Source organism: Acinetobacter sp. CE-15 (genome assembly GCF_051059255.1).
In the GTDB taxonomy this organism is placed as follows: domain Bacteria; phylum Pseudomonadota; class Gammaproteobacteria; order Pseudomonadales; family Moraxellaceae; genus Acinetobacter; species Acinetobacter guillouiae.
The window spans coordinates 3,591,850-3,605,495 of sequence record NZ_CP192737.1 but is presented as its reverse complement, the minus strand read 5'-3'; the positions used below and the strand labels follow the sequence as shown (position 1 = coordinate 3,605,495).

The following is a 13,646-nucleotide window of genomic DNA, read 5'->3' as shown; positions in this document are numbered from 1 at the left end:
ATAGCTCCCTCTATATTGTCGCAATTTTAGACAATTACCAAGCTTTTTCTAAGATTGACTTTAAATCTTTAAAGGTTGCTTCTTTCGGATTGAAAATAATTGAGCCGTCATTGAGTGCTTTTTCGGCAACTTCATCCAGCTGTGCTTGAGTAATTTTACCTGTTTCACTCAAGGTACGTGGAAGCTTAGTCAAATGATAGACACGATCACGCATGGTGTTTAACGTCTCTATGGCCTTATCCGCACGCTGGTTTGCAGGGGTCTGTGCGTAAATATCAGCACCAGCAAGTGGCAATAATAGATCGGCAATCTTGTCACCATTCACTTCCTTGTTGTATTCCAAAACATAAGGAAGAAAGAGATTCATACATAAGCCATGAGGCAAATGCGCAACTGCACCTAAAGCATGACCAAGAGAATGCACAATACCAACCATCGAGTTAGAAAATGCAATGCCTGCCATTGTTGAGGCTTGAGCAAGTTCTAAGCGGCCTGTTGCATCACTAGGGTGATCCAGTACATCAAATAAGCTTGTACTGATCTTTTTGATGGCAGCTGTTGCATACGCATCGGAAATTGGATTGGCTGCGATACAGGTATAGGCTTCTACAGCATGTGTCATGGCATCCATCGCTGTCATTGCTGTCAGATGTGGTGGCAATGTTTGGGTCATACGTGGATCGAGAATCGCCGCATGTGGCATGAGGTAATTCGAGGCAAATGCCATTTTCACATTTTTTTGATTGTCAGATACGACCGCAGCCAAGGTCACTTCTGAGCCTGTACCAGATGTGGTAGGAATCACAAAAAAAGGTTTAAGTGGGCGAGGGAGGTTGTGTGCACCTGAATACTTAAGTAAATCATCGCCACCCTCGGAGACTAAAATATTGGCTGTTTTAGAGGTATCAATAACCGAGCCACCACCCACAGCAATAATCGCATCACAGTTATTTTCACGATACGCTTGTGCTGCGGCACGAACTGTTTCAAGGCTTGAATCAGGCGGAACATCATCAAAAATAATGCCAATTTCAATATCAGTAGATTCAAATGCAGCTTCAATAGGTGCTAAAAGGTGATTGGCACGTACACCTTTATCAGTGATGATCATTGGGCGTTTAGCGCCTAATGATGCAAGTTCGAAAGGAATATGTTCGAGTGCAGCATGACCAGCGATCACTTTTACAGGACAGAAAAATTCGTAATATGGTTTAGCCATGTGTTAAGCACTCCCTTTTAAATATGATTGGGCAACTTTAAGATAGATATTTGCAGCACCCGCTAATTTTTCTTTTAAACTTAATTCTGATGGATATTCTTTTACCGCGAGTTCAGCAACCAGTTTAGGTAAAATTAATGCTTCCATTTTATTCAGACAACGCACTAAACGGATGGCATGTGCCACATCTCCATCTGCGATCATACGGTCATTTGCAAAAGCTTGAGCTGTACTTTCCTGAAATGAAAAGACTAAAAAAGCATGATGAACATGTTTGAAAATAATCGATAGATCAGGCTTAGCGTCTAAAGATTTAACCAGTTCAAGCTGCTTGTTTTGATTGACTCTGGCAATAAATGAAGCGCCGTTTGGAAAAACTTTCATTGATAATGTAAAACCAACAGGGAGTACAGATACTTCATGTTTAATTTCATCATCAACTTGACTCGCCATGACCAAACCTCTGCCAATCACATCCATCATGAGTTTGACATAGGCTTGTTCTAAAGCGGGTTTGATAGATTTACTTGAAATCACTCGTTAGTCCCTTATATAAAATTGTACTTTTGTTTTAGAGTAATTACTCTAATTTGTTTTCAGATAAAAATAAAGCGATTTATTTGTGAATGACTTCATGGTCATTTGATTTTTTGTCGATGACTTCAATATCACTAAAGTACCCACTCTGTTGAAAATACTCAATCACATCTTTTGATAGTTGCTTGTAATCAGGATAATTTTTAATCAAATCGCAGACACGGACCATTTCCAAACCTGCATAACCACATGGGTTAATGGTATGGAAGCCATCTAAGTTACAATCAATATTTAATGCTAACCCGTGATAACTACGTCCTCTGCGGATTTTAAAGCCCAGTGAACCAATTTTACGTTCGTTGACATAAACACCTGGTGCATCAGCTTTGGCATAGGCATCGACATCATATTTCTTGAGCAGATTGATCATTAAGTGCTCTGCATAAGTGACCAATGTACGCACATTCCATTTCAAGCGATTTAAATCAAACATGAAATAAATCACCATTTGACCAGGACCATGCCAGGTAACTTGTCCACCACGATCTGATTGAACAACAGGGATATTACTGTGCATTAAAATATGTTCAGGTTTGCCTGCTTGCCCCTGAGTCAGTACGTCAGGATGTTGCAAGATCCAAAGTTGATCTGGAGAATTTTCATCACGTTGTTCAGTAAAAGATTTCATTTCCTGAAAACGCTCGGCATAAGGCGTTAAGTCTTGATATTGACGAATAATCAGATGTGGTTTTAGAACAGCATCGTTCACAGACAAGTGCCCTTAAAATATAAAAATCGCTTTAATTATAAAGAAATTTAGTTTGGAAAAGTGAAAGCAATTGCTGATCATTTGCAAATAAGCCAGCAGGGCATATTCCCCGATAAAATCATGGTGCAAAAAAACACGCCATTGTGGCGTGTTTTTTAATTCATTTCAGCATTACAAGGCAGTACGAATATGTTCGCAAGCAGCAAGGTCAGCATACAAGGCATGCACTTGCTCAAGCTCTTCAAAACGTAATTGAGCCGTAATCGAATGATATTTACCAGTACGTGATGGTTGTACAACAAGTGTCGCTTCATTAAATTCAGGGAAATGTTTTACCAAAATTTCAACTACAGCACCACGTAATTCTTCACCCGCATTACCAATCAATTTAATTGGGTAATCCATTGGAAAAACCCAAAGATCTTCTTGTAATTCGCGAGATGGAGTGCGGTCTAACATTTTTTCACCTCTAATTTATCAACAATGCCTGCATAAGTGCAGGCATTGTGTTTCTCTTAAATACTTAATGGGGTTACTCGATTGATTTTCAAGTCCCGAAAGTATTCATAGATTGAACAAATTCAACTTAGTCATTTTCAAGGAACGAACGTAAGTGTTCTGAACGAGAAGGATGACGAAGTTTACGTAAAGCTTTGGCTTCAATCTGACGAATACGTTCACGTGTTACATCAAACTGTTTACCTACTTCTTCCAAAGTATGGTCAGTCGGCATGTCGATACCAAAACGCATTTTCAAGACTTTTGCTTCACGTTCAGTTAAGTTTTCAAGTACTTCACGTGTTGCTTCTTTTAAGCCTTCTGAAGTCGCAGCATCTACTGGTGAAGTGATGTTGCTGTCTTCAATGAAATCACCAAGATGAGAATCTTCATCATCACCAATTGGCGTTTCCATAGAAATTGGCTCTTTAGCAATCTTAAGCACCTTACGAACTTTAACTTCGTCCATTTCTAGACGTTCACCTAATTCTTCAGGAGTCGGTTCACGACCCATTTCTTGAAGTAATTGGCGAGATACACGGTTGATCTTGTTAATCGTTTCGATCATATGTACAGGGATACGAATTGTACGTGCTTGGTCCGCGATTGAACGGGTAATCGCCTGACGAATCCACCATGTTGCATAGGTCGAGAACTTATAACCACGACGGTATTCAAACTTGTCTACCGCTTTCATCAAACCAATGTTACCTTCTTGAATTAAATCCAAGAATTGTAAACCACGGTTTGTGTATTTTTTCGCAATTGAAATTACCAAACGTAAGTTGGCTTCAACCATCTCTTTCTTGGCACGACGAGCTTTGGCTTCACCAATCGCCATACGTTTAGAAATGTCTTTAATTTCTTTTACGTTTAGATCTAGGTCTTTTTCAATATCAGCAATCTTTTGTTGGAATGCCAATACATCTGGACGAACTTTTTCTAAATAGCCTTTTAATTCAGCAGGTGCTTTTGCAATTTGTTCATCTAACCAAGCAGGATTTGATTCCTGACCTGGGAACGATGTACGGAATTGTGTACGATCCATACGACCACGACGAACTGCATAACGCATCACTTCACGTTCAGAGGTACGAATTTGTTCGTGCGTACCACGAATCATTTCTGAAATGATGTCAAATAAACGCGGTGTAAATTTAAACATCATAAATACAGTTGCCAGTGCTTCCATTGCCTCAGTACCTTGAGTACTGTTACGGCCATGTTGTGCAATTGCGACTTTTGCACTGTTCCAAACTGCTTCTAGCTCTTCAAAACGCGCCTTCGCGATTTCAGGATCTGGACCAGATTCACCTTCAGAATCGTCATCACTTTCAGATTCTTCTTCTTCGTCTTCATCATCCAACTTCACTTCTTTAGTTGGTTTTGCAGAAGTATCTTCTTCTTCAACGATAACTTCAGCTTCGTCTTCTAAAACTTCAGGAATCACTTCGTCAGATTCAGGATCTAAATAGCCTGATAGAATATCGGCAAGGCGACGTTCGCCAGTTTCATAATCTTTATATTCTTGTAAAACAACTTCTACAGCATTTGGCCAGTATGCAATTGAATGTAGAACGTCACGAATACCTTCTTCAATACGTTTGGCAATACTAATTTCGCCTTCACGTGTTAAAAGTTCAACGGTACCCATTTCACGCATATACATACGTACTGGGTCAGTGGTACGACCTGGCTCATTTTCTACAGAGGCAAGTACTGCAGCAGCTTCTTCTTCTGCAACTTCATCGCCAGCTTCGCTATTCCCTTCGAACATTGCATCGTCAGTTTCAGGTGCACGTTCATGAACTGGAATACCAACGTCTTGAAGCATTTGGATAATGTCTTCAATCTGTTCGCTTTCGGTGATCGAGTCTGGGAGATGATCGTTAACCTCAGCGTAGGTTAAGTAACCTTGTTCTTTGCCTCGGCTAATAAGAGCCGCTACTTGGGAAGTAGGGGAATGCATTTCGCTCATCTTTACTCTCTTCTCGTTGAATCTGTGGCAATGAAAAACCGTGCGTAATCGCACAATCTGTTAAAATATATCTTTGAATAGCTCGCATATTCCATCGGAAGAAATCAGCATAAAACTGTCCGATAAAATATTCAGAATTTAAATTCAATCAAATAGGTGGGGGTGAAATTGTTATTTTCAAGATCATCCCGTGCGATTTCTATTCAGAAAATGTCATAAAATAGTAAGACGCAGGGTGGATTATATCATTACATAAAATAGGGCCCGAAAAAAGCCCAAATTCGCATTTAAATGTAAAAAAAACGGAAAAAACTTGACAAGTTTTCTGAAGACAGATAAATAGCGCCTAGACCCATTCACTTTTTTTCATTATGAGGTAGTTTTAGTGTCTTCTACAGATTTTGAACTAGATGATAACTACGGTGATGATGATGTTAGTTTCGATGAGTCATCAAGCAAAATTAGCGCCAAAGAATCTTTAGAAAAGCGACGTTTGATCGATGATTTACTTGCTCAACGTCGTTTAGAAAAAGATTTAAAAGATTTTGATTATGACATTGATGATGACGATGATTTTGATGACGAAGATTAAAAATTCATTGGGCATGGCGTGGGAAAATGCTATGCTTAAATCTGATACAAATTTACTGGAAACAAAATGAGTGCTTTAGATTTAGACCTACTGAGTGATTATCTAGATGGTGACCAAAATGAATTTGGTCTAGATTTCGCAGCGACTCATGGTTTCTTGTGCGCAATTGCGGTTGGTCCTACTTTTGATAAATGGCTTGATGAGCTATTTGATAATAATCAAAAGAAAGTTCCAGCAGAAATCATTGTACAAATCAAAGCATGGCTTGAAGCGATTCGTCAAAACTTAGCCAATGAAGAAGGAATTACATTTCCTTTTGAAATTGAAGAAGCTGATGTTGAATCAAGCTTAGGCGACTGGAGTGTTGGCTTTGTCGATGCAATGTTCCTGAATGAAGAAGCTTGGTTTGCACCAGAATATGAAGATCAAGTTGTTGATCTCACACTACCAATGATGGTGTTCAGTGGTATTGATGATGAAGATCCTCAAATGGAATCTTTCCGCCGCAACGGCCAGTTAATGGACGAGATTGCTGAAGAAATTCCTGAAAATCTAAATGAAATTTATTTGATGTACCACACACCAAATTAATTTGCGCGTATAAAAAAAGCATGCTCACTGAAAAGTGGCATGCTTTTTTTTGTTGGTGATTTACGCCAATAGTTAAAACCGTGCAAATAATAGGCTACAACCTAAAATAAACAGTAAAAGGCCAATCACACGATTGATCACCACTTGGCGATCTAAAATTTTATTTCGTATGCTGGGATGTGCACAAAATAAGGCAATCAAGCCAAACCAAACAAAATGACTCAACGAAATAAACGCACCATAAGCAAAAAGCTGAATGGTCGAATTTCCTGTAGAAGTCATCAGCTGAGCAAATAAACTGATTACAAATAAAGTTGTTTTGGGATTTAGGCTATTGGTTAAAAAACCATGTTTAAACGCTTGCCAGCTACTGATACCAACACCAATTTCATCCAGTTTTATTTTTGCCTGCGTAAATGTTTTATAGCCAAGATAAATTAAATAAGCAGCGCCAATATATTGAATTGTTTGTAAAAGATAGGGCATATGATTTTTAAAAAAACCCAGGCCAAGTAGGCTATAACCCACATGTATCCAAACACCGCAAGCAATACCTAAAGCAGTGCTTATTCCAATATTTCGACCATATAAATAACTGTTTCGTGTCACGATAGCAAAATCAGCGCCAGGACTTATTACTGCCAAGCAGGTGATTAAGATCACAGCAATCATTTCATTCACGCATGTATCCTTTTTTACACAGTTTTAATTATTTTTATATTTTTCATATATTTGCATTAGGTTAAAGCGATAATATTTTGATGAAATGCATGATTTTTTGGAATGTATAGTGCTTGCCGTTGAATTCACTCAAATTTTCAATCGCTCGGAAGTTTTGCTCACATCGAATGTGTGGTGATTTTTTACGATCGCTGTGGTGTATTGATTACGATTGGGTGATTTTTATACAGCGATGCTATTTATATATGGTGATCGTGTTTCAATTGGTCGGCATTGGTGAAACGGGGAGTATAAGAAAATATAAACAATAGGCTTCTTTTATAAATCCTGTTAAAACCCATAAATCAAAAGATAGTGGCTCTCATCCTAGCTTTTCCTCAGCGAGAAAGAACTATCAAGCTTCATTTCGCATGATCATTTTGATTTATGAACGCTCTAATGTCTTTGTGGTTATTTTTAGAGTTCGCTGATTATTTGTCAGACAGCTAATGTTAAGGGCTAATGTTAAGAACATTGAGCTTGGTCAAGCAAACACAAATTTGTCTGCTCGACTCAATGCACACAAATCTCAATGTACACAAATAGTGTGTTTTAACTGAATGCTGGGAGCATAATAATTTTTAGCGTGCTTTTGATTTTTTATAGAAAAAATAAGCAACTAAAATTAAGACAATGGTAATGATCACATAGCCCACGCGACTAAAAATTTGTTGCATGAGTTCTATATTGTTTCCAAAATAATAACCGACACATGCAAGAAAAGTGGTCCAGATAATTGTCCCTACACCGCTATACAGCATAAATTTCCAAAAGGGCATATGACTCATGCCTGCAGGGATACTAATCAAAGAACGAACTGCGGGAACCATTCGTCCAAAGAAAACCACGCGATGTCCATATTTTTCAAACCAATCTAAAGCTTTTTTGACATCTTCTGATTTGATAAAAAGGTATTTACCATAGCGGTCAACCCAATTAAAAATGCTTTGATTTGGGATTTTTCGACCTACCCAATACAACAACGCTGCTGCAAGCAGTGAACCGATGCTTCCTGCGATAATCACACCCGATAATAATAATTGACCTTTAGATGCAGCAAACCCAGCTGATGGCATAATCACTTCTGAGGGAATTGGCGGGAAAACATTGTCTAAAAACATCAAAAGAGCAATACCAAAGTAACCAAGTTGCTCCATGATCGAAATAATCCAATCAGTCATTTTATATATAAAAATAGGGCGTTATAAACATGGTATGGTTTTCATTTATCAAAATATAGTGAGAATTTGTTGTGTTGTTAAAATATCTAAATAAAAACCGCAGCCAATAAGCTGCGGTTGAGTGAAGCATTTTAAAATTGATTGAGATTAAAGACGTTTGCGTTTTGCAGCAGTAATTTGTGATTGACGCATACGGAAACCTTCTTTTTGTTTCTCAGATGTTTTATCAATACAATATTTGCAAGAAACACCATGTTCATAACTTGGTAAATCGGCTTCTTCAGGAACAAGTGGCCAACCACATGCATGACATTTAATATTTTCGCCTTCTTCCATACCATGCGTCACCGCAGTACGGCCATCAAATACGAAACATTCACCTTCCCACATACTTTCATCAGCAGGGGTTTCTTCAAGGTATTTTAAAATACCGCCTTTAAGGTGATACACCTCGTTAAAACCTTCTTGAAGCAGTAATGAGGTTGATTTTTCACAACGAATACCGCCTGTACAGAACATCGCAATTTTCTTATCTTTATGCTGTTCAAGTTCTTTTTTTACGTATTCTGGAAATTCACGAAAGGTTTCTGTTTTAGGATCAATCGCGCCTTTAAAAGTACCCGCTTTATATTCATAATCATTACGTGTATCAATCAAAATCACGTCATCACGCGCAATCAGTTCGTTCCATTGTTTTGGATCAAGATAATGTCCAACAAGATCACGAGGTTTCACCTCTACACCTAAAGTTACGATTTCGTTCTTTAGCTTAATCTTCATTTTACGGAATGGCTTTTCATCACTATGTGATTCTTTATATTCCATGCTATTAAAGCCTTCATTCAATAAGAATTGATGAATGACATCAATCGCTTGACGATCGCCAGCAACAGTTCCGTTAATTCCTTCACCTGCAATAATGAGAGTACCGCAAAGGTTGATGGTTTTTACCAAGTCTAAAAGACGTTGTTGAAGATCAGCAGGATCTTGAACTTCTTTGAATTGATAAAGTGCTGCAACAACCCAACCAGAGGTCGCTTGCTGTTCTACAGGTGCAAGCTGTTCTACAGTAGCGTTCATGGAGTACTCCAAATATTTAAGATAGAATAAAATTTAAGGCGCATATTTTAGCGTGATTTACATGAATATGCGAGAAAACCCTAGTCTTTGTAGTGTTTTTTTATTCCCTGAAAAAAATATGGGTTTTTATACTAAATATAGTGCTTTAAAATATTTTATATACCATATATAGTATTGCGAAATGATTATTTCGTGCCGAAAAAGTGTGTCACATCGTTGATGTAAGGAGTAAATTTTGAGTAACGAACGTCGGATACCCACCTTAACGCCATGCGCTGGTCGTTGTTCAACGGTATTTGGTGATTCTGTTTGTCGTGGTTGCCGTCGTTTTAATCATGAAGTGATCCAATGGAATACATATGATTCAGCGCAACGTTTAGCCGTTTGGAAGAGGCTGGATGCACAGCTCGATCAAATTTTAATTCCGATGCTACCTTTTGCTGATTTAAGACATATTGAAGGTTTTATTTTGGGTAAACGTATACGAGTGATGGATTCTGCTTCTAAAGGGCGCAAGTTGTATCATGCATTAAAAATTTGTGAAAAAAATAAACATCTCGCAGAAGAGAGTGGTTTGGGAATTCAAGCGAAACAGGTAAAACCGCTTTGGGATGAGTTTGAACGTCGTGTATTGGCATTGGCCAATGCAAGTTATGATTTCGCATGGTTACGTGCAGACGGTATTCGTCAAAGTATTTTACATTTGGAAGATGTTTAAACTCAGTTTCTTCAATGATTTATTATTCATCAGCTTGATACTTTTGGCTATTTAATTTTTAATCAGTGTCACTTATAAAAAATTAAAACAAAAACTGACGCTGTCATTTCATTGCACGTTAACCAAAACATCTAATCAATATTAAAAAGCCAGTCCAAAGATTTGAACTGGCTTTTTTACTCTGTCTAAATACAATGACTTAAAATATTTTCTTAGACATTGTGTTTTAAACGATACTGAACCAATTCTTCAATGGTAATAAGCGTTAAATGATGCGTTTGTGCATATGCTAAAACTTGAATGCCTGAAGCCATTGTTCCATCAGGATTGGTCACTTCACATAACACACCAGCGGGTTTTAAACCAGCTAAACGTGCCAAATCAATAGAACCTTCTGTATGTCCACGACGGGTTAATACACCACCATTACGACCACGCAATGGAAAAACATGACCAGGGCGATTCAGATCACTTGCGACAGCACCTGTTTTAATTGCAGCATGAATAGTGGTGGTACGGTCTTTTGCAGAAACGCCAGTTGTTACACCTTGTGCTGCTTCGATGGTAATGGTAAAAGCCGTTTTAAATTGACTTGAATTGTCCTGAACCATCGGTGGGAGTTCAAGGTGATCTGCTAGATCATCGGTAATGGTTAAGCAGACAATACCTGAACCATCACGAATCATACGTGCCATGGTTTCAACATTGAGGGTTTCTGCTGCAACAATTAAATCTGCTTCATTTTCACGATCAAAATCGTCCATGACCAAAACAGGTTTGCCTTGGCGCATATCTTCGATTGCTTGTTCGATACGTTGGTCTGCGGGGGATAGTGCAGAAAAGAAAATTTCGGGTTGAATTAAACTAGACATTGAAACGCTCTCGTAAAGTTAAAATACGGTTGAACATTTCAGGACATTTGAAATAGTGGCGTTACAAAACCTTTTCCAATAGCGAATATTGAAATTTTTAAGCTGTGACGTCGTCTTCTTTCATCCGGACTATACCGTCGGCTTTGGCATTTCACCAAATCTGCGAATCACGATTAAGCGTGATAAGCTCGTGGGCTGTTGGCTCAGGATTGAAAATCCGTCCAAATTACCACCGGTGGGGAATTACACCCCGCCCTGAAGCGATGTGCATTTATTATAGACACTTTTTTACTAAATGGATGCTTTTTTTTAGAATGATCAGTACTATAGATAGAACAATAGTTGCTATAGAAAATAATTAAACTTATACATTTAAAAGAATATTTGTGGTCATAGTGATCAACAAATAACAAAGCATAAAATAAGGAGACTCAGCTTGATCACAATTCAGCAAGATGTCTATTCATGGCGTAATGATGACTTTGTTAAACACTTACAGGTTTTAGGATTTGCTCTAATTGCAGTCAGTATTTTATATCTGACCGCTGCAAATTGGTTTATGTTGCCTCAGTTTTTTCAATTGGCAATTCCACAACTTTTCTTGTTACTCAGTGCTGTAGCCAGTATTTTTTTAGTTCAGCATGATTATTTAGTGCAGTGTTTACATACAATAAGTGGCTTGATGATTGGTTTAAGTTTGGCTGTCATTGGTCAAATTTATCAAACAGGGGCAGATAGTTATTTACTATTTTTAATCTGGTCTATTTTATTACTGCCGTGGTTGTATCGTCCGAATATTGGTGTTTTTACATTGCTCTGTATTGTCAGTCAACTCACTTTATTTTTGTTTTTTAAACAAACATTTTGGGCTGACGAATATCCTGTCACATTTTTATTTAGCTTAAATCTCCTTTCATTATTTCAGTTTTATTTTTGTCTTCGTTGTTATCAAAAGCTGCGTTATCTCTTTGTCTTATGGTTTGGCATTCTTTCAATTTGGCATATGGTGCTATTTTTATATGGAGACAGTAATTTAGCATTCGCCACAGCCATGATTTTTACATGGATAGATCTTAAGATCGCTTATTTAATATCATCATTTTTTCTACTTTCTGTCGCATTAACTTATTTTTATCGAAAAAGAGATCAGTTATGTAGTGTGCTTTCAGCAGTAGGTTTAGGGATTACGTTTACGCTGGTGATTTTCAAATGGATGAATAGTCTGTTTCGTGAATCCGAAGTGCTCGGATTATTTTTAATTGCACTAGTGGTTTTCGCTTGGTTTGCATTGATTACTTTTTTATTGATTAAGTTTATCCCACAAAACAAATTTAACAATATTCCTATCGCAGTGGGTGCATGGATTGCAGGTGTTTTATTGGCATCATTGATGCTGGCATTTTGGGGGAATTTCTCCTTGATCATGGGGGCAGTTTTTGTGGTATTGGCTGCCTTTATTTTAAGAAGTAAACAAGCTTTATTTTTAAGGCAGTTTGCTTATTGTATATGGGTCGCAGGGCAACATGCTGTGATTTTCCACACGGTTGAATTAACTGACCAATTCTTTCCAATTTTCTTTATTCAATTTGCCATGCTGTGTCTTAGTTATTTTATTCGCAGCCATTGGTTCTTTATTTTTATCCAACTATTTGCCTTATATTTATCTGGTATTGCGTTGATTTGGGATTTAAACGTTCTGCTTGGATTTCATCGTTTTGTTGAAAATTTTGCATTTCTGGTCTTGCTCAGTTATGGGTTTTATCTGGTAATGATTTGGGTGCATCGTATTCAACCCAGTCAATATCAACGCAGTTTAGCATTGGCTAATTTATTGATTATTCTTTCATCCTTGGGTTTCTATACGCTATTTGGACAATATGAATTAGAGAAAATTAGATACCTTCCTATTCTCAACTTGGGGCTGCCTATTTTGTGGTTGGCTTTGTTTATGGTGTTGAGGATTCGCAATCAATTTAGCTTGATTGCTCAATTGATTTTATTGGCTTTTGCTGCAGTACTGATATTTTATGGCTATTTTGAAATTTTTATTTGTATCGCCATACTTTCATGGGCATTGTCACAGCACGATAAGATTGTCTATGGTTTCGCTTTAGTGACTTTGGCGTTAACCTTATGCTTTATTTACTACGCGTTGAATGTTAGCTTCCTCGTTAAAAGTCTAAGTATTTTTAGCTCAGGATTAATTTTGTTGATACTGACTTGGGTGCTACATAAATTCCAATCAAAAGAGGGAGTAAATACATGAAAAAATTCATTCCTCTTTGTCTTGCTTTAATCTGTATTGTTCTTTTTCTAGGCATCATTTTTAAGAATGAGCAGCATCTGAAGAATAGTCAGAGTATATATGTCCACTTACAACCTGTTGATCCACGTTCATTAATACAAGGTGATTATATGGTGCTGAGTTATCAACTTTACTTTGCACCGCAAAAGCTAAATCGGGGCGATCAGAACAATGTAGATCCAAGTGATAGTGATGAAAATCATATTTTTTCGGGGCATTATTTTGATCAAGTGATTGAAAATAAGCCTTCGGTTACGGCTTATGTTGAATTGGATCAACAGAAAAAGGTGGCACATACTTATTTTGAAAAACCTAAAGATGCGCAAACTGTAAAATTGATTTTGAAGAACCCTGATAATCGACATAGAACACTTTATCCTGCATCCAATAGCTTTTTATTTGCAGAAGGTTTAGCTGAATGTTATCAGCAAGCAAAGTATGCTGAGTTTAAGGTGGATCAGCAGGGCAATGCGATTCTTGCATCTTTACGAGGAGAGCATTTACAAGATCTGGACTGTGAGAATAAACAACGTTGGCGTGATGGATTTCGTTCTGTAGATAAATCGTCATAAGGTGATGACCACAA

Annotated in this window: 14 protein-coding genes and 1 riboswitch; of the genes, 5 read left to right on the top strand and 9 right to left on the bottom strand. The window is 37.6% G+C overall.

The annotated features are described in order from the left end of the window. Positions 1 to 34 precede the first annotated feature (34 nt). From ACQ7EO_RS16585 to rpoD, 5 genes are all read right to left on the bottom strand, one after another. Positions 35 to 1,219 (bottom strand): iron-containing alcohol dehydrogenase, encoded by a 1,185-nt coding sequence (locus ACQ7EO_RS16585; RefSeq protein ID WP_434278061.1) that lies wholly within the window; start codon positions 1,217 to 1,219, stop codon positions 35 to 37. Between the two features lie 3 nt (positions 1,220 to 1,222). Beyond that, entirely contained in the window at positions 1,223 to 1,756 is a 534-nt protein-coding gene (locus ACQ7EO_RS16580; RefSeq protein ID WP_004722534.1) for a hypothetical protein, read from the bottom strand. A gap of 79 nt (positions 1,757 to 1,835) precedes the next feature. Further along, positions 1,836 to 2,525, bottom strand: coding sequence for a lipoyl(octanoyl) transferase LipB (gene lipB, locus ACQ7EO_RS16575; RefSeq protein ID WP_434278060.1), 690 nt, complete (start codon positions 2,523 to 2,525; stop codon positions 1,836 to 1,838). Positions 2,526 to 2,696: 171 nt separating this feature from the next. Continuing rightward, positions 2,697 to 2,984: a YbeD family protein gene (locus tag ACQ7EO_RS16570; protein WP_004722529.1), complete on the bottom strand. Its 288-nt coding sequence runs from the start codon at positions 2,982 to 2,984 to the stop codon at positions 2,697 to 2,699. 127 nt (positions 2,985 to 3,111) lie between these two features. Next, entirely contained in the window at positions 3,112 to 5,055 is a 1,944-nt protein-coding gene (rpoD, locus tag ACQ7EO_RS16565) for an RNA polymerase sigma factor RpoD (protein ID WP_259191535.1), read from the bottom strand. 331 nt (positions 5,056 to 5,386) lie between these two features. Here rpoD and ACQ7EO_RS16560 point away from each other — a divergent pair, with 331 nt between their 5' ends. After that, positions 5,387 to 5,593, top strand: coding sequence for a PA3496 family putative envelope integrity protein (locus tag ACQ7EO_RS16560; RefSeq protein ID WP_004722524.1), 207 nt, complete (start codon positions 5,387 to 5,389; stop codon positions 5,591 to 5,593). A 66-nt stretch (positions 5,594 to 5,659) separates the two neighbouring features. Further along, positions 5,660 to 6,184: a YecA family protein gene (locus ACQ7EO_RS16555; protein WP_004722523.1), complete on the top strand. Its 525-nt coding sequence runs from the start codon at positions 5,660 to 5,662 to the stop codon at positions 6,182 to 6,184. A gap of 72 nt (positions 6,185 to 6,256) precedes the next feature. Here ACQ7EO_RS16555 and ACQ7EO_RS16550 read toward each other — a convergent pair whose 3' ends face one another. The 3 genes from ACQ7EO_RS16550 to ACQ7EO_RS16540 all read right to left on the bottom strand — a co-directional run bounded on the left by ACQ7EO_RS16550 (position 6,257) and on the right by ACQ7EO_RS16540 (position 9,165). After that, complete coding sequence (locus ACQ7EO_RS16550) at positions 6,257 to 6,865, bottom strand: LysE family translocator (protein WP_434278058.1); 609 nt, start codon at positions 6,863 to 6,865, stop codon at positions 6,257 to 6,259. Positions 6,866 to 7,485: 620 nt separating this feature from the next. Further along, the gene (locus ACQ7EO_RS16545; RefSeq protein ID WP_434279629.1) at positions 7,486 to 8,061 is read right to left on the bottom strand and encodes a DedA family protein; all 576 of its coding nucleotides are present in this window, start codon (positions 8,059 to 8,061) and stop codon (positions 7,486 to 7,488) included. Positions 8,062 to 8,232: 171 nt separating this feature from the next. After that, positions 8,233 to 9,165 carry a rhodanese-related sulfurtransferase gene (locus tag ACQ7EO_RS16540; RefSeq protein WP_034618212.1) on the bottom strand — a complete coding sequence of 311 codons (933 nt, stop codon included), beginning with the start codon at positions 9,163 to 9,165 and terminating at the stop codon, positions 8,233 to 8,235. A gap of 235 nt (positions 9,166 to 9,400) precedes the next feature. On the opposite strand from ACQ7EO_RS16540, the gene ACQ7EO_RS16535 reads away from it, so the two are divergent. Beyond that, the gene (locus ACQ7EO_RS16535; protein ID WP_004722515.1) at positions 9,401 to 9,883 is read left to right on the top strand and encodes a DUF1289 domain-containing protein; all 483 of its coding nucleotides are present in this window, start codon (positions 9,401 to 9,403) and stop codon (positions 9,881 to 9,883) included. Between the two features lie 212 nt (positions 9,884 to 10,095). On the opposite strand, the gene ribB is transcribed toward ACQ7EO_RS16535, so the two are convergent. Beyond that, positions 10,096 to 10,755, bottom strand: a complete 660-nt coding sequence (ribB, locus tag ACQ7EO_RS16530) for a 3,4-dihydroxy-2-butanone-4-phosphate synthase (protein WP_004819596.1) — start codon at positions 10,753 to 10,755, stop codon at positions 10,096 to 10,098. A 108-nt stretch (positions 10,756 to 10,863) separates the two neighbouring features. Further along, positions 10,864 to 11,021, bottom strand: a riboswitch (FMN riboswitch). 170 nt (positions 11,022 to 11,191) lie between these two features. Between ribB and ACQ7EO_RS16525 the strand changes: the two genes are divergently transcribed. Next, positions 11,192 to 13,021 carry a DUF2157 domain-containing protein gene (locus ACQ7EO_RS16525; RefSeq protein WP_434278055.1) on the top strand — a complete coding sequence of 610 codons (1,830 nt, stop codon included), beginning with the start codon at positions 11,192 to 11,194 and terminating at the stop codon, positions 13,019 to 13,021. Continuing rightward, complete coding sequence (locus tag ACQ7EO_RS16520) at positions 13,018 to 13,632, top strand: GDYXXLXY domain-containing protein (RefSeq protein WP_244015320.1); 615 nt, start codon at positions 13,018 to 13,020, stop codon at positions 13,630 to 13,632. Before ACQ7EO_RS16525 ends, ACQ7EO_RS16520 begins: the two co-directional genes overlap by 4 nt. The last annotated feature ends 14 nt before the right edge of the window (positions 13,633 to 13,646 follow it).